Origin of the sequence: Kitasatospora sp. NPDC059803 (genome assembly GCF_042732255.1) — a bacterium.
Lineage (GTDB): Bacteria > Actinomycetota > Actinomycetes > Streptomycetales > Streptomycetaceae > Kitasatospora.
The window spans coordinates 1,992-17,431 of sequence record NZ_JBHWIJ010000183.1 but is presented as its reverse complement, the minus strand read 5'-3'; the positions used below and the strand labels follow the sequence as shown (position 1 = coordinate 17,431).

Sequence of the window (15,440 nt, the reverse complement as noted above, 5' to 3'; positions counted from 1 at the left end):
GCGCGCGCCCGCGCCCGGGCCCCGGCGCGGGGCGGCGGCGCCCGGCGCGCGCCCCCCGCCCCCGCCCCCCCCCCCCACGGCGTTCCGGGGCGGTCGCGGGTGGCTGGACCTCGGGCGGGGGCGTCGGGCGGGGCCGTCAGGGCGCCGGGCTCTGCGCGCCCTCGACGTCGGTGAGCAGTTTGCGCAGGAGCCCGTCCAGGGTGGCCCGTTCCTCGCCCGAGAGGGCGGAGAGCAGCGCGGTCTCGTTGGCCGCGTGGTCGGTGAAGGCGGCGTCCACGAGGGCGCGTCCGGCCGGGGTGAGGGCGATGCGGACGCTGCGCCGGTCCGCCGGGTCGGTGCGGCGTTCCACCAGGCCCGCCGATTCCAGCCGGTCGATCCGGCTGGTCATGCCGGCCCGCGACATCAGCAGCAGCGTGGCGAGTTCGGAGGGCATCAGTTCGTACGGCGCGCCGGAGCGGCGCAGGGTGGCGAGAACGTCGAACTCGCCGCGCTGGAGGCCGTGTTGCTTGAACACCTCTTCGACGACCCGGCCCGCGAGCAGCGCGAGGCGGCCGAGGCGGCCGACGGTGCCGACCGCCGCCAGGTCGAGGTCCGGGCGCTCCCGGCTCCACTGGTCGAGCATGACGTCCACGTGATCCATAGGGGCATGTTATTCGATGGGAGATAGTTAGACGTAGTACTATCAGCCAGGGAACTATCGAAGCGCTCACTGTAGGGAGAGGCCAATGACGTTGATCGGACCGGAAGCCGTGGTGGTGCGGGGCGACGAAGCCGAGACCGTCGGAATGCTCGGCGGCAAGGGGCGGCTGCTGGCGGACTCCAGCGCCACCGGCGGCGCCCTGAGCACCCTGCGCGTCACGCTGGGGCGCGGCAAGGACGGCGCCACCCCGCATTACCACGGGGGCTCCTCGGAGCTGTTCTTCGTCGTCGACGGCTCGGCCCAGGTGCTGGTCGGGAACGAGGTGGTCACCGCCCGGAGCGGCGACCTCGTGGTGGTGCCGCCCCATCTGCCGCATGCCTTCGCGGCGGCGCCGGACTCCGGGGCGGACCTGCTGATCGTGATCACCCCCGGGGTGGAGCGCTTCGACTACTTCCGCCTGCTGGAGCGGATCCGCGCGGGCGAGGCGACGGTCGAGGAACTGCTCGCCAAGCAGGACCTCTTCGACAACCACTTCCTGGAGTCGCCGAGTTGGCGCGACGCCCGGGAGGAAGCCGCCCGGTCCGAGCCGTAGACCGCCCGACACCGAGCTCGGCCCGACACCAGGGAAGGAACCCCGTGACCGACACCCGCACCATCACCAACCCGCCCGGCCTGCACGACCCGACGCCGTTCGGCTACAGCCACGCCGCCTCCGCGCCCGGCGAACCGGTGTTCATCGGCGGCCAGTACGCCTCCGACGCCGGCGGTCAGGTCGTGCCCGGCGACTTCGCCGCCCAGGCGGAGCTCGCCCTCGCCAACCTGCGCACCGCGCTCGCCGGGGTCGGCCTCGGCTTCGAGCACGTGGTCCGGCTCGGCTCGTACATCGTCGACCACGACCCGGAGAAGCTGGCCGTCCTCGGCAAGGCCCTGGCCGGGGCCTGGGGCGACCGGCTGCCCGCGCAGACGCTCAGCGGGGTCGCCTCGCTCGCCCTGCCGGGGATGCTCTTCGAGATCGATGCGGTCGCCGTCCGGCCGACGGCGGGGGCAGCGGGCTGACCCACCCACGCGCAGGGGTCCCACCGGTCGGTGGGACCCCTCGCCGTACCGCCGCCGTTCGAGCCGGCGCGGACCGCTCACGCGGCCCGGGTCGCCGCGCACAGCCGTCGTTCCACGGTGTCGGGGCCGCGGCTTGAGGAACAGCACCCGCAGGAACGGGCCCTCGTCGGTGGCGGCCGTGTCGAGGATCCGGAGCAGAGTCGGATGCCGAGCCAACCGCGGTAGCCCACGCGGGTTCGAGTGCGATCTCGTCCAGGAATCTCGGAACCTGCGCGCTTCGGCCCGTACGGACAGCAAGGGATGGCGCGGCGCGTCCGCCAGAGGCCATTAGTCCGTTTGACGTAGCATTCCGTTCGACGGACTATTGGGGTCTGCGCGAGAGGATGCTCATGCCGTTCACCCTGGCCCACCCCGCGGCTGTACTGCCGTTGCTGCGGAGGCCCTTCAGCCGGGCCGCGCTGGTCGCCGGAGCCGTCGCACCGGACCTGCCCTACTTCGTCGTCACCACGGGACTGCCCGTCAGCGCGCAGTCCTGGTACGAACCCTTCGTCAACGCCACGACCTCGCACAGCGCCCCGGGCGCCGTCACCGTCGCCCTGCCGTACGCCCTCGCCCTGTGGGCGCTGCTCCGCGCAGGCCATCGCCCGCTGGCGTCCCTGCTGCCGGTGCCGGTGCCGGTGCCCGTCACTCCGTCGCGGCGGCTGCGCACTGCCGGCGCGCTGGCGCGGCGAGCCGGGTGGATCGTGCTGTCCGCCCTGATCGGCATCGCCACCCACCTGGTCTGGGACGCCTTCACCCACTTCGACGGCTTCGTGGTCACCCGTACGCCCTGGCTCAACTCCACGCTGGTGGGCAGCCTCACCTGGGCGCGGGCGTTGCAGCACGCGAGCACGATCGGCGGGCTGGCCGCCATCGCGGTGTACGTGTGGCCGAGGCGGGCCCGCCTCCTCGCCGGTGAGGGCCGCACGAAGCCCGGCAGCGCGCTCCGGCGCCCCGTCCTCCTCGCCATGGCCCTGGTCGCGGTCGTCGGAGCCGTCGCCCACGCCTGGCGGTGGCTCGCCGGCCCGGAGGCGGCGACGGACGGGCTCCCGCTGGGCGCCGTGATCGAAGGGGTGCTGTCCGACGCGGCGAAGGGCGCGGGCGCCGGCCTGATCGGCAGCCTGACCCTGTACGTCCTCATGTGGTGGAGTCGGCGCGCCCTCACGGCAACCCGCCTTTGCAGGGTCAGAGTTGACACAGTATGCCTGGGCCCGCAGGGAGAACGCGGGTCCGTTCACCGACAATCGGAACACCAGGCAGAGGCTGATGGCCGGTTCGGCACCCGGCCGACCGGATGAGGGGAACACGTGCGTCCAGATCATGATCAGGATTCGCTGAGCTTCGCGTTGCTCGGCACGCTGCGGGTCCGGCGCGCCGGCACGGACCTGCACCTCGGCGGCCCGCAGCAGCGGTCGGTGCTGGCCGCTCTGCTGCTGCGCCCGAACGCGGTCGTGACGGTCGACGAGCTGATCGCCGACCTCTGGGGAGACCAGCCGCCCGGTGCGCCCGACACCACCTTGCGCACCTACGTGTGGCAGCTGCGGAATCTGCTGGAGCCCTTGCGCACGGCGCCCACGGTGCTGATCTCCCGAATGGGCGGCTACCGTCTGGCCGTCGAGCCGGACCGCGTGGATGTGTGGCAGGTCAAGCGCTTGCAGGAGCTGGCCGGGACGTGCGCCGCCGAGCGGCCGCAGGACGCCCGGAACGCACTGGGAGAAGCCCTGACCCAGTGGCGCGGGGAGCCGCTCGCCGGCCTGCCTGGACCGCTCATGTGCCGCGAGCGGGAACGGCTTTCGAGGCTGCGCCTCACCCTCCTGGAAGAGCGCCTCGCCCTCGACGTAGCCCTCGACGTAGCCCCTGACGTAGCCCCTGACGTGGCTCTCGACGCGGCACTCGACGCTCCCTCCGGCTACCTGCCGGAGCTGGAGCAGCTGGCCGGTGACCACCCGCTCCACGAGCGCCTGCAGGAACTGCTCATCCGCGCGCTGCACCGGCAAGGCCGCACGTCCGAGGCGCGCGCGGTCTACGACGCGCTCCGATTACGGCTGGTGGAGCAGCTGGGGATCGAACCGGCGCCCGTGCTCACGGAGTTGTGTCACGATCTCGGTGTGGATGCCACCATGCGATCGAGGACCGGTGCACCCGGTCCGGACTTACGCCCAGACGTACCGTTACCGCCCACGCCGACTGACCGAGGCGCAGGCGATGCGGCCGACGGCGAGGCCCTGGACCAACTCCCCCCGGTGCTGTCGCAGTTCATCGGGCGGCAAGACCACATTGCCGGAATCGGACAAGCACTGACCGGACGGACCAGCCCCGCACTGCGACTGGTGACCGTGACCGGGATGGCCGGGGTGGGGAAGACGACCCTCGCGGTGCGAGCCGCCCACACCGTGCGCCCGGACTTCCCGGACGGCCGGCTGTACGCGGACCTGCGCGGCGCCGACCTGGTGCCCGCGAACGCGTCCGACATCCTGGCGGACTTCCTGACAACACTGGGCGTGCGGGCGGCAGTTGTGCCCAAGGACCTCGAAAGCAGGGCGGCGCTGTTCCGGACCGCCAGCGCGGGACGACGGCTGCTCATCCTCCTGGACAACGCACGCGACGAGGCCCAGATCCAGCCGTTGCTGCCCGGCTCGTCGGACTGCGCGGTCATCGTCACCAGCCGCGCGGTGCTCACCAGTGTGCCGTCGGTTCTGAACGTCGCGCTGGACGTGTTCAGCGAGCCCGAGGCGATCGGCCTGCTCGACTCGGTCATCGGCGCGGCACGCCGGTCCGAACAGGGCCCCCAGGCCAGGATGCTGGTCGATGCCTGCGGCCGGCTCCCGCTGGCCGTACGGATCGCCGCGGCCCGGCTCGCCGCCACCCCGGACCAGCCGATCGCCGAGCTCGTCCGGAGCCTGGCCGACGACCGCGAGGGCATCGACGCCCTCCGCACGGGCGACCTGGCGATCGAGCAGGTCTTCGAGCTCAGCTACCGGCTGCTCCCACCACCCCTGGCCACGGCGTTCCGGATGCTCTCCTGGGCGGAGCCCGACCTCGGTCTGGCATCGGCAGCCGCAGTCCTGGGCCTGGCGGAGTACCAGGCGGAGCGGCTCGCGGAGTCGCTGGTGGACCAGGCGCTGCTGGAGTCGATGGGCGCCGGGCGCTACCGCTACCACGACCTGGTGCGCGCCTTCGCCCGCCGGGCGTCGCTGCGGACCGGCGACCACGAACGGGCCGGCGCCCAGCAGCGGCTGCTGACCCATCTGCTCGGCTGCGCCCGTACGGCCTTCACCCTCGCCGTACCCGGCGACCCGGTCGCCGACGTCTTCGGCGAGCCGCTCCAGCAGCCGGCCGCCCGTCCTGACCGCCCCCTGGCCGCCCCGGCCGCCCCGGCTTCCTTGCGCGCTCAGGTCTCCCCGGTCTTCCAGGTCTCCCCGGTCTTCGCGGATCTGGCGGACGCCCGCCGGTGGGCCCGGACCGAGACACCCGGCGCCGTGGCGCTCGCGGCCGCCGTCGCGACGGACACCCTGCGCGTCATCGCCGACGGTCGGCCCTCGGCGATGACCGACCTGCGGGCGGCCGTCAACCTGTTGATCGCCCTCAGCCCGCTCGGCCTCGGCGCCGTGGGCGGCCGGGCGGAAGACGCCACGCGCACGCTGATCGCCGCCGCCGTCGCGGCCGGCGACCGTTGCGCGGAGGGCCGGTCGCGGTTCCTCCTCGGCACGGTCCTGCTGGCCCGGGCCCGGCTCGGCGAGGCCGGCGCACAGGCCCGGCAGGCCGCCGAAGCCTGCCGGGAGGCGGAGGACCCGGCCGTTCTCCGGCAAGCCCTCAACGACCTGGGCCTCATCGCCCAGGCCGAGGGCCGGCACGAGGAGGCGATCGCCGCCTTCGACGAGGCGGTGGTGCTCGCCCGGCAGCTCGGCCACCGGTCCGGCGAGGTGGCGAGCACCGCGAACGCGGCCCTGTCCCGCATCCGCACCGGTCACGCGGCCACGGCGGTGCAGACCTGTCAGCGGATCCTCGCCGAGCCCGGGGGGACCGCCGACGTCGCGATGACCGCGTACGTGCACTACGTCCTCGGCCTCGCCTACCAGGAGCTGGGCCGACTCGACGACGCCGCGGCGCAGTTGCAGTCGTGTATCTGCTGCGCGGGCGTCACCGGCGATCTCAACCGGGAGTCGGCCGCCCGAAGCCGCCTGGCCGACGTCCTGCGCCTGCTCGGACGGCTCGACGAGGCCGTGCAGCAGGCGGAGCGGGCACTGGACCTCGCAGAAGAAGGTGGGCGACAGCGCGAACGCGCCCTCGCCCACCTGGTGTTGGCCCACGCGATGACCGCCCGGGGCGACCACCACGCCGCCCGGCATCAGGAGGCGAAGGCGCGTCTACTGCTCAGCCGCCTCAGCGCCCCGGAGGCCGCCGACGTGACGTCGATGCTGGCCGCCCTGGCGACCGCCGACCGGACTCCTCACCCCCGGTAGCGGATGACGAGACCGGTCCCGTTCCACGTGATGTGCCCCGAGAGGCAGTGCACGTCGGCCGACCCGCCGCAGGCCTGTGCCGACGGCTCGGTCGGCGAGCCCTGCCGCACGGGGGCCCCCGCGCCCACGGCAACAGCGCCCACCACCGGCGCCAGCACGGCCGCACCGGCAACAGCCGTACGGACAACAATCGTTCGAAACACGTTGACGCTCCCTACGTACCTATGGCAAGACGTCCGAACGCTCGCAGGGGTCGGTAGACATCAGATCAACGCAACCGTCACTCCTGTCACTTCCGTCACTCCCGCACACGCACACGCACACGGACACCACACCGCGCCACACCAGCAGGAGGTTGGGAACCATGGCCCAGCAGTTCGGTGACTACCAGAACGAGATCTACTTCGACGGCCTGCGCGGGGTGCTGCCCGCCCTGCCGATGACGTACGCCGGGCTGGAGGCCGGGGCGCAGGCCGCCCTCCCCCCGTCGATCTGGTCGTACGTGGCCGGCGGCGCGGGGGACGAGCACACCCAGCGCGCCAACGTCCGGGCCTTCGAGCGGTGGGGCCTCTACCCCAGGATGATGGTCGGCGCCGCCCGTCGCGACCTGACCGTCGACCTGTTCGGCCACACCCTGCCCTCGCCGCTGTTCCTGGCGCCGGTCGGTGTGATCGGCCTCTGCGCCCAGGACGGCCACGGAGACCTCGCCGCGGCCAGGGCCGCCGCCCGCACCGGTGTGCCGATGGTGGCCTCCACCCTCACCGTCGACCCGCTGGAGCAGGTCGCGGCCGAGTTCGGTGACACGCCCGGCTTCTTCCAGCTCTACACCCCGACCGACCGCGACCTCGCCGCCAGCCTGGTGCACCGCGCGGAGGCGGCCGGCTTCCAGGGCATCGTGGTCACCCTGGACACCTGGATCACCGGCTGGCGTCCGCGCGACCTCGCGACGTCCAACTTCCCCCAGCTGCGCGGCCACTGCCTGGCGAACTACTTCACCGACCCGGTCTTCCGGGCCCGCCTGGCCAAGGCCCCCGAGGAGGATCCGGGTGCGGCGATCCTGGAGTGGGCCGGTATCTTCGGCAACCCGCTGACCTGGGACGACCTGCCGTGGCTGCGCTCGCTCACCGACCTGCCGATCATCCTCAAGGGCGTCTGTCACCCCGAGGACGTCCGCCGGGCCCGGGACGGCGGCGTCGACGGCCTCTACTGCTCCAACCACGGTGGCCGCCAGGCCAACGGAGGCCTGCCCGCCCTGGACGCGCTGCCCGCCGTGGTCGAGGCGGCGGGCAGTCTGCCGGTGCTCTTCGACTCCGGGGTGCGCAGCGGCGCCGACGTGGTCAAGGCGCTCGCCCTCGGCGCCACCGCGGTCGGCGTCGGCCGCCCGTACGCGTACGGGCTGGCGCTCGGCGGCGAGGACGGCATCGTGCACGTGCTGCGCTCGCTGCTGGCGGAGGCCGACCTGCTCATGGCGGTCGACGGCTACCCGACCCTGGCCGATCTGACCCGCGAGGCGCTGGTACGCCTCTGAGGCGGACGGCGTCCGAATTCACGACACGTATTCGTTGGCGACGCGGTCCGTACTTCCCCGAACTACTTGAACCCGGTTGGAGTGAAAGCGGTCCTGGCCGGATCCCTGCGGTCGGCCTTGACCATCAGGAAGTCATATGGATGACTGACCGTCACTTGACTGTGATCTACGGGTTCGTGGAACAGTCAAGGCGTTGAATCAGCCATGTCGCGCACGTAGATCTATCGTTGACTGATCATTGATCAGCGGCCCATAGGTTTTTCTCGTCGGAGGCGATCGGTTCCACCCCGGGCGGACGTCGCCAATGACACGAGAGGTCCCGCGGGGAGTCGTCCCCTGAACCGAAACGGAGTATCCATCTTATGAACACCAACGACTTCGACCAGGTCATAGCCGAGTTGACCCGGATCAAGAAGGAGTACGTCGAGCAGCGTTCGGCCTTCGTCCCTGGAGAGCGCATGGCCGACTTGCTGAAGGGGCTCGGCGCCACCGACGCCGACCTGGCCCAGCTCCAGCGGGTGAGTGACGACCTGCCGGACGATCCCACCCTCCCCTTCCGCCAGTCGAAGAACGGACGCTTCCACTTCGACGTGAAGAACGGGACGGTCGACCGGGGCGAGTTCCAGCCGTTCGCGCTGTCGGCCGACGAGGACTTCGTACGGCATGACTCCGGAAAGAAGCGTGAGTTCGCGGAGGTCGGTGACGACCTCCAGCTGAACCGGGCCTTCCAGGGGCTGCTCCTGTTCAAGGCGTTCATGGTCCAGGACGTGGAGATCGCGCACCGCCCGAAGCTGGACTACGACTACCCCGGCTGGGTGTGCACCCTGTTCAACCTGCGGACCGTCACCACGCCCGAACTCGTCGGCGAGCCCGCCCTCGAAGGGGTGCACAGCGACGGCGTGGACCACACCATGACCACCCTGCTCGGCAGTGAGAACATGACCGCCGACAGCGCGATCACCTTCCTCCACGACATGCAGCAGATCAACGCCGTCCGCTGGGACGAGGTCGAACCGGAGCTCGTCGTGGGCCAGTACCAGCACCGCCACTTCCTCGACACCATGCTGGTCGTCGACCACGAGCGGAAGCACAGCCTCTCCCCGGTGGTCGCCGCCGACCCGCAGCAGACCTCCACCAGGGACATGCTGATCTTCTTCACGCGGAAGCCCGCCATGGAGGGTCACATCTCCCACACGCACGACTCCCTCGCCTGCCATTCCGCCCTGCCGATGTCGGTCGAACTGCTTCCCTCGGTGGCGGTCTGATGGCGGCGGACGAGATCACGATCACCGACTTCCTGAACGTCGACATCCGTGCGGGCCGGATCGTCCGCGCCGAGGCGTTCCCGCGCGCCCGCCGACCCGCGTACAAGCTGTGGATCGACTTCGGTGATCTGGGCGTTCGGAAGTCCAGCGCCCAGATCACCGATCTGTACGCGCTCGACGACCTCGAAGGCCGCCTGGTGATGGCCGTGGTGAACCTCCCGCCCCGGCAGGTCGCGGACTTCATGTCCGAGGTCCTCGTGCTCGGGGTGCCGGGCGAGGGCGGCGGCGACGTGGTCCTGATCGCCCCGGACCGGGAGGTCAAGCCGGGAGCCCGGCTGCTCTGACGCGAATCGGCAGGTCCCCGGCCGGACGACCGGGCCGGGGACCGGGCGGAGGTTCGGCCGGAGCTCACTCTGCGGGAGCCCGGGGGTGAGATTCCCCCGGGCCTCCCGACCGGCTGGCTCGGTCCCGTTCGTGGAGGGTGAAGAACCTCTTCCTGCGCACCTCCGCCGGCCGGGTCCTGCACCGATCGTTCAAAACTCCGTCCGCGCATGCCACGCACGTGTTGCTGACGTGTGTCAGACGGCGGGCTGTTGCTGGGTGACGCAGTGGATGCCGCCGCCGCCGGCGCCGAGGGAGTCGATGTTGAGCTGCTCGACGGTGCGTCCGGGGAAGAGCCGGGCCAGGGTCGCCCGGGCGGCGGCGTCGGCCGTGCTGTCACCGAACTGGGCGGAGATCACGGCGCCGTTGCACGCGTAGTAGTTGGCGTAGGAGGCGACGAAGTTCTGGTTGGTGGAGCGGATCTTGTAGTAGTCCGGGCCCTGGAGTTTGGTCACCGCGGTCGGACCGCCTGCGGCCGTCGTGGCGGCGGACAGGATCTGGTACTGCTCGCGCGCGTCGTTCGCCCACGCGTCGTTGTCGGTCGCCAGCGGCATCTGGACCAGCCCGGCGCCGGGTGCGAGGAAGCGCGAGGTGGCGTCGACGTGGTCGTCGGTGATGTCCTGGTTCCTGATGCCGGTGAACCAGATGACCTTGGACGCGCCGTAGGCCTGGCACATCGCGGCCTCGATCTGCGCCTGGCTCATCCCGGGGTTGCGGTTGTCGTTGACGATGCTGCTGCGGGTGGCCATCAGGGTGCCGGCGCCGTCCTGTTCGATGGCGCCGCCTTCGGCGATCAGACCGGCAGCCGTGAACGGCACCCCGACGTAGGCGGCGATGCGCTGGGCGACCAGCGCGTCGTTGGCGTGGGTCTGCCGGTTTCCCCAGCCGTTGAAGTTGAGGCCGACGGCGTCGAGGGCTCCCGGTCCGTTGGTGCGGAAGACCGGGCCGGTGTCGCGCATCCAGCAGTCGTCGACGGGGATCGTGGTGATCACGGTGACCGACGAGCCGCACAGGGAGCGGGCCTTGGCGGCGCTCGCGGGGTTGGCGCACATGACGACCGGCTCGTACTTGGCGATGGTCTTGGCGATCAGCGCGATGTTCGACTGGACGCCGCTGAGCTGGCTGCGCCAGATCGCGGTGCTGTCGGGCCAGGCCATCCAGGTCCGGGTGTGCCGAGCGCCGTCGATCGGGACGGCGAACGCACCCGACAGCGCGGTGCCCTCGCTGCGGGAGTCGCGGGAGTTGCGGAGGCCGGCCGCGGCGGCGGTGGAGCTTGCCGCTGACGTCACGGCCAGGCCGGCTGCGGTGAGGCCGGCCGCGGTGAGGAACTGTCGTCTGCCCAGGCCGGGTCTGCCCAGGCCGGACCTGCTCGGGACGTGATCGTTCATCGGGTCCTCCGGTCAACTGCCCGTCTCGGCAACGGGATTGACTCGAAAGGTAGAACTAACCAAGCGCTCGGTCAATTATCTGCGCAGGATCGGACGAAGATTCCTGGAGCGGGGGCCTGGCCGGACACGTCCTAGAGTTGCGCCATGGCAACAGGCGAGAAGGAACAGGTTCAGGCGGCCCCCGTGGTACCGCAGGGGCGCACGCGCTCGTCGGCCAAGGGGGAGCAGACCCGGTCACGGCTCGTCTCCGCCGCCCGGACCCTGCTGGCCGGCGAGAGCGCCGGGCGCTTCACCACGCGCAACGTCGCCGCGCTGTCCGGCGTTTCGCACGGGATGTGCCACTACCACTTCCGCGACCGCACCGATCTGATCGTCGCGGTGATCGAGGACATCCGGCCGGAGTGGATCTCCCCGCTGGAGGAAGCGGTGGACGGCCCCGGCGACTTCGCCGAGCGGACCGAGCGCGTGATCGGCCTGCTGACCCGGGGCGAGAGCCCGGACCTGTCGCACCTGCACGCGGCCCTGCACTGGCACGCCCTCAACGACGAACGCGTCCGGGGGAGTCTGGAGCAGGAGTACCTGCGCTGGCGGTCGTGCTTCGTCCGGCTCTTCCAGGTGCTCGCCGACGAGCGGGGCGGCGGCATCGACCCGCGACCCCTGGGCGAGGCGGTCGCGGCGGCGGTGGACGGCCTCGCGGCCATCCAGTCCCTCGACTCGAACGTGGACGCGGCGACGGTGCTGGGGACGCTGGTGCGCGCGCTCGCCGGAGCACCGTCCGGGACGGCGTAGCACGCCCTGCGCCCCGGCGTCGTCCGCCCGTCGTCCGCCCGCGGGCCGAACGACACCGGGGCCCCGTGGAGTCCGCCGACCCCGCGGGACCCCGGCAGTCCGGAGGGTCCGATAGTCCGGAAGGCCCGGCTACAGGGCCCGGCGGGCGTCCGCGATGGACCGCGGGTCCCAGCCCGGCCTGGGCACGGAGTCGAGCAGCAGCCGGGTGTAGGCGTGCCGGGGGCGGGCGAGGACCTCGGCGGTGGGGCCGGACTCGACGATCCGGCCGTGCCGCATCACGACCACCTCGTCCGTGACGCACCGCACGACGCCCAGGTCGTGGGTGATGAACAGGTAGCCGATGCCGGTCTGTTCGCGGATGTCGGCGAGCAGGTTGAGGATCTGCGCCTGCACCGAGACGTCGAGGGCGGCCACCGCCTCGTCGAGGACGAGGACGGCGGGCTCGACGGCCAGCGCGCGGGCGATGGCGACGCGCTGGCGCTGGCCGCCGGAGAGCTGGCGGGGCAGGGCCTCGGCCTCGCGCTCGCCGAGGCCGACCTGGTCGAGGAGTTCGGCGATCCGGCGGGGGTGGTCCGCGTCGGGGAAGTGCAGCCTGAGCGTTTCGCGCAGCGCGGCGCCGACACTGGTGCGGGGGTCGAGGGACAGGTACGGGTCCTGGAAGACCATCTGGACCTCGCGGGCGCGGGCCAGCCGGTGGGCCCGGCCGCGCCGGTGCTCGGTGCGGTCCCGGCCGTGCACCAGGACCCGTCCGGTGTCCGCCCGTTCGAGCCCGACGACGATCCGGGCGGTGGTGGTCTTGCCCGACCCGGACTCGCCGACGATGCCCAGCGATCCGCCTTCGGCCAGGGTGAAGGAGACGTTGTCGACCGCCTGGACGCTCCCGTAGGCGCGGTGCAGGCCGACGGCCTCCAGGACGGTCTTCGGCATCGCTGGTTCTCCTCCGGGGCTGGTCGTGACGGGGCTGGTCGTGGCGGGGCTCGTCGTGGCGGGGTCGGGCGTGCTGGGGCTGTCGGCAGTGCTCCTAGGCATCGGCGGTCACCTCCGCGACGCGGTCGCCGTGGTGGCAGGCGGCCCGCCGGGCCGGCTCGTCGGCGAGCGGCAGCAGGGTGGGCGCCCGCTCGGTGCACACCTCGGTCGCGAGCGGGCAGCGGGCGGCGAAGGGGCAGCCCGTCAGGTCCTCGCGCAGGCTCGGTGGCCTGCCGCCGATGGCGGCCAGCCTGCCCCGGGGGGAGTCCAGGCGGGGGGTGGAGGCGAGCAGCGCGGCCGTGTACGGGTGGCGCGGCCGCTCGAACAGGGCCTCGGCCGGCCCGGTTTCGGCGATCCGCCCCGCGTACATGACGTAGACGCGGTCGCTGATGGCGGCGGCGAGTCCGAGGTCGTGGGTGACGAAGACCAGTGCGGTGCCGAAGCGTTCGCGCAGGTCGCCGAGGAGGGCGACGACCTCGGCCTGGGTGGTGACGTCCAGCGCGGTGGTGGCCTCGTCGGCGAGGATCAGGGCGGGGTCGCCCATCAGCGCCCCCGCGATCATGACGCGTTGCAGCATGCCGCCGGACAGCTGCCCCGGATATTTGCCGAGCGTGGTCCCCGGGAGCCCGACGGCGGCCAGCATCTCCGCGGCCCGTCCGGCGGCGGCGTCGGCCCCGCCGGGGCCCCGGCGGCTGGTCTCGGTGAGGAAGTCGCCGATGCGCCGGAGCGGGTTGATGGAGGCGCGCGGGTCCTGGAAGACCATGGCCGCGGTGTCGGTGCGCAGGCGGCGCAGCTGTTCCGGGCTCATGGTGAGGACGTCGTCGCCGTTGACCCGCACGATGCCCTCGGTGGTGGCGCCGCGCGGCAGCAGCCCGAGGACGCTGCGGGAGGTGAGGCTCTTGCCGGAGCCGGATTCGCCGACGAGGGCGACGGTCTCGCGGGCGTCGACGGTGAGGTCGACGCCGTCGAGGACGGGCCGGGCGGTGCCGGGCAGGCGCAGCCGCAGGCCCTGGATGTCGAGGACGTTCATCGGTCCCTCCTGGCGACCTGGTCGGCCCAGCGTTCGCCGACGACGTTGAAGGCGACGACGGTCAGCACGATGGCGACGCAGGGCAGGATCGCCGACAGGGGGTAGCCGTGCTGGATGGCGGTCTGGCCGTCGAAGACCATGCGGCCCCAGTCGGGGGTGAGCGCCGGGACGCCGAGTCCGAGGAAGGAGAGGCCGGCGAGGTCGATCAGGGCGTAGCCGAAGTTGATGGTGGACTGGGCGAGGACGACGGGGGCGATGCCGGGGATGATGTGGCGCAGGCAGATCTGGAGCCCGGAATGGCCCTGGACGCGATAGGCCTCGACGTAGGGGCGGGAGCGTTCGGCGAGGACGAGTGAGCGGCTGAGGCGGCTGACGTAGGGCAGGTAGGCGATGGCGAGGGCGATCACCGGGGCGATCAGCCCCTCTCCGTAGACCGCGACGATCAGGATCGCCAGCAGCATGCCGGGGAAGGCGAAGACCAGTTCGGTGGAGCGGGACAGGACGGAGTCGAGCCAGCCGCCCCGCCAGGCCGCGGTGACGCCGATGGCGACGCCGGCCAGGGTGGAGAAGGCGACCACCCCGAGCGGGCCGAGCAGCGAGGTGCGGGCGCCGAGCATCAGCCGGGACAGGGTGTCGCGGCCGGCGGCGTCGACGCCGAGCAGGTGGTCGCCGGAGGGGCCGGCGAGGGCGTTGCCCAGGTCGACGGCGTTCGGGTCGTACGGGGCGAGCCAGGAGGCGAGCACGGCGACCAGGACGACCACGGCGACGAGGCCGAGGCAGAGGTGGTACAGGGGTGCTCGGGCGGTGCGCAGGCGGGCGAGGCCGGGGCGGCGCAGGACGGTGGTGCTCATGCGGCGGACCTCTTCGGCGCGAGGGTGACCCTGGGGTCGACCAGCGGGTGCAGCAGGTCGACGACGAGGTTGACCGCCATGAACAGCCCCACCATGAGCAGGGAGATGGCCTGCACGGTGGGGAAGTCCTTGGTGGTGGTGGACAGTTCGAGGAGCTGGCCGATGCCGCCGACGCTGAACGCGGACTCGACCAGGACGGTGCACACCAGCAGGGTGGAGACGATCAGGCCTCCCGTGGTCAGGACGGTGCCCAGGGCGTTGCGGAACACGTGCCGGCGGATCACCTCGTGCTCGGCGACGCCCCGGCTGCGGGCCACGGTGACGTGCTCCTGGCCGAGGACCTCCTGCATCGCGGCGCGGGTGACCCGGGCGAGCATGCCGATCAGGTAGAGCGCCAGGGCGACGGCGGGCAGGGCCAGGTGCCAGAGCATCTGGCCGAGTCCGTCGCCGGTGCCGCCGGTCGGGAACCAGCCCAGCTTCACCGCGAACAGGCCCTGCAGCAGGACGGCCGCGACGAAGGACGGGGTGCCGACGGCCACGGTGGTGGCGACCAGGATGGTCGAGTCCACGGCGCCGCCGCGGACGGCCCCGATCCAGCCGAGGAGCACGCCGATGGCGACGACCAGGAGCAGGGCCATGGTGACGAGCAGGAGGGTGGCGGGCAGCCGGTCGGCCAGCAGCCGCGACACGTCGGTGCGGTAGGTGATGGAGCGGCCGAAGTCGCCGTGGACGATCTGGCCGAGCCAGCGCAGGTACTGCAGCAGGAACGGTTCGTCCAGGTGGTACTGGTCGTTGATCGCCTTGAGTGCCTCGGGGGAGGCGGAGCGGCCCGAGAGCAGGAAGCTGGCCGGGTTGCCCGGCGCCAGGTACATCGCGCCGAAGATCACGAAGGAGGCGCCGAGGAGGGTGGCCGCCATCTCGGCCAGCCGTCGTGCGGTGAAGCGCAGGAAACTCACGTGGAAGCCCTCACGTCCGGGGGCGGGGCGCGGCGGCGGGCGCGCCGGCGCCCCCCCCGGGGTCCCGCCGGGGGGACAAGGCGGCAAA

General features: G+C 72.3%; 14 protein-coding genes. 8 read left to right on the top strand and 6 right to left on the bottom strand.

The features are described from left to right. Nucleotides 1-136: 136 nt before the first annotated feature. Nucleotides 137-640, bottom strand: coding sequence for a MarR family winged helix-turn-helix transcriptional regulator (locus ACFV6I_RS25730; RefSeq protein ID WP_063352401.1), 504 nt, complete (start codon nucleotides 638-640; stop codon nucleotides 137-139). A gap of 85 nt (nucleotides 641-725) precedes the next feature. On the opposite strand from ACFV6I_RS25730, the gene ACFV6I_RS25725 reads away from it, so the two are divergent. The 7 genes from ACFV6I_RS25725 (at nucleotide 726) to ACFV6I_RS25695 (ending at nucleotide 9,335) form a co-directional block, all read left to right on the top strand. Continuing rightward, entirely contained in the window at nucleotides 726-1,232 is a 507-nt protein-coding gene (locus ACFV6I_RS25725) for a cupin domain-containing protein (RefSeq protein ID WP_063352400.1), read from the top strand. 44 nt (nucleotides 1,233-1,276) lie between these two features. Next, on the top strand, nucleotides 1,277-1,696 hold the full coding sequence (locus tag ACFV6I_RS25720; RefSeq protein ID WP_380427871.1) for a RidA family protein: 420 nt from the start codon (nucleotides 1,277-1,279) through the stop codon (nucleotides 1,694-1,696). A gap of 389 nt (nucleotides 1,697-2,085) precedes the next feature. After that, nucleotides 2,086-3,033 carry a DUF4184 family protein gene (locus ACFV6I_RS25715; RefSeq protein WP_380427869.1) on the top strand — a complete coding sequence of 316 codons (948 nt, stop codon included), beginning with the start codon at nucleotides 2,086-2,088 and terminating at the stop codon, nucleotides 3,031-3,033. Between the two features lie 9 nt (nucleotides 3,034-3,042). Next, entirely contained in the window at nucleotides 3,043-6,198 is a 3,156-nt protein-coding gene (locus ACFV6I_RS25710; RefSeq protein ID WP_380427867.1) for a BTAD domain-containing putative transcriptional regulator, read from the top strand. 364 nt (nucleotides 6,199-6,562) lie between these two features. After that, a complete protein-coding gene (locus ACFV6I_RS25705; RefSeq protein ID WP_380427865.1) occupies nucleotides 6,563-7,726 on the top strand; it encodes an alpha-hydroxy-acid oxidizing protein in 1,164 nt (387 codons plus the stop codon). 362 nt (nucleotides 7,727-8,088) lie between these two features. Beyond that, the gene (locus tag ACFV6I_RS25700; protein WP_380427863.1) at nucleotides 8,089-8,991 is read left to right on the top strand and encodes a 2OG-Fe dioxygenase family protein; all 903 of its coding nucleotides are present in this window, start codon (nucleotides 8,089-8,091) and stop codon (nucleotides 8,989-8,991) included. Then, nucleotides 8,991-9,335, top strand: a complete 345-nt coding sequence (locus ACFV6I_RS25695; RefSeq protein WP_063352396.1) for a tRNA-binding protein — start codon at nucleotides 8,991-8,993, stop codon at nucleotides 9,333-9,335. Before ACFV6I_RS25700 ends, ACFV6I_RS25695 begins: the two co-directional genes overlap by 1 nt. A gap of 234 nt (nucleotides 9,336-9,569) precedes the next feature. Here ACFV6I_RS25695 and ACFV6I_RS25690 read toward each other — a convergent pair whose 3' ends face one another. Next, the gene (locus tag ACFV6I_RS25690) at nucleotides 9,570-10,760 is read right to left on the bottom strand and encodes an agmatine/peptidylarginine deiminase (RefSeq protein WP_380427861.1); all 1,191 of its coding nucleotides are present in this window, start codon (nucleotides 10,758-10,760) and stop codon (nucleotides 9,570-9,572) included. Nucleotides 10,761-10,904: 144 nt separating this feature from the next. On the opposite strand from ACFV6I_RS25690, the gene ACFV6I_RS25685 reads away from it, so the two are divergent. Further along, nucleotides 10,905-11,549 (top strand): TetR/AcrR family transcriptional regulator, encoded by a 645-nt coding sequence (locus ACFV6I_RS25685; RefSeq protein ID WP_380427859.1) that lies wholly within the window; start codon nucleotides 10,905-10,907, stop codon nucleotides 11,547-11,549. 129 nt (nucleotides 11,550-11,678) lie between these two features. Here the strand turns inward: ACFV6I_RS25685 and ACFV6I_RS25680 are convergent, their stop codons facing one another. The 4 genes from ACFV6I_RS25680 to ACFV6I_RS25665 all read right to left on the bottom strand — a co-directional run bounded on the left by ACFV6I_RS25680 (nucleotide 11,679) and on the right by ACFV6I_RS25665 (nucleotide 15,352). Further along, entirely contained in the window at nucleotides 11,679-12,476 is a 798-nt protein-coding gene (locus ACFV6I_RS25680) for an ABC transporter ATP-binding protein (protein ID WP_363375673.1), read from the bottom strand. Nucleotides 12,477-12,570: 94 nt separating this feature from the next. Next, entirely contained in the window at nucleotides 12,571-13,545 is a 975-nt protein-coding gene (locus ACFV6I_RS25675; protein ID WP_380345825.1) for an ABC transporter ATP-binding protein, read from the bottom strand. Next, a complete protein-coding gene (locus ACFV6I_RS25670; protein WP_063352389.1) occupies nucleotides 13,542-14,396 on the bottom strand; it encodes an ABC transporter permease in 855 nt (284 codons plus the stop codon). The genes ACFV6I_RS25675 and ACFV6I_RS25670 overlap by 4 nt, the downstream gene beginning before the upstream one ends. Next, a complete protein-coding gene (locus ACFV6I_RS25665; RefSeq protein ID WP_079136532.1) occupies nucleotides 14,393-15,352 on the bottom strand; it encodes an ABC transporter permease in 960 nt (319 codons plus the stop codon). The genes ACFV6I_RS25670 and ACFV6I_RS25665 overlap by 4 nt, the downstream gene beginning before the upstream one ends. Nucleotides 15,353-15,440 lie beyond the last annotated feature (88 nt).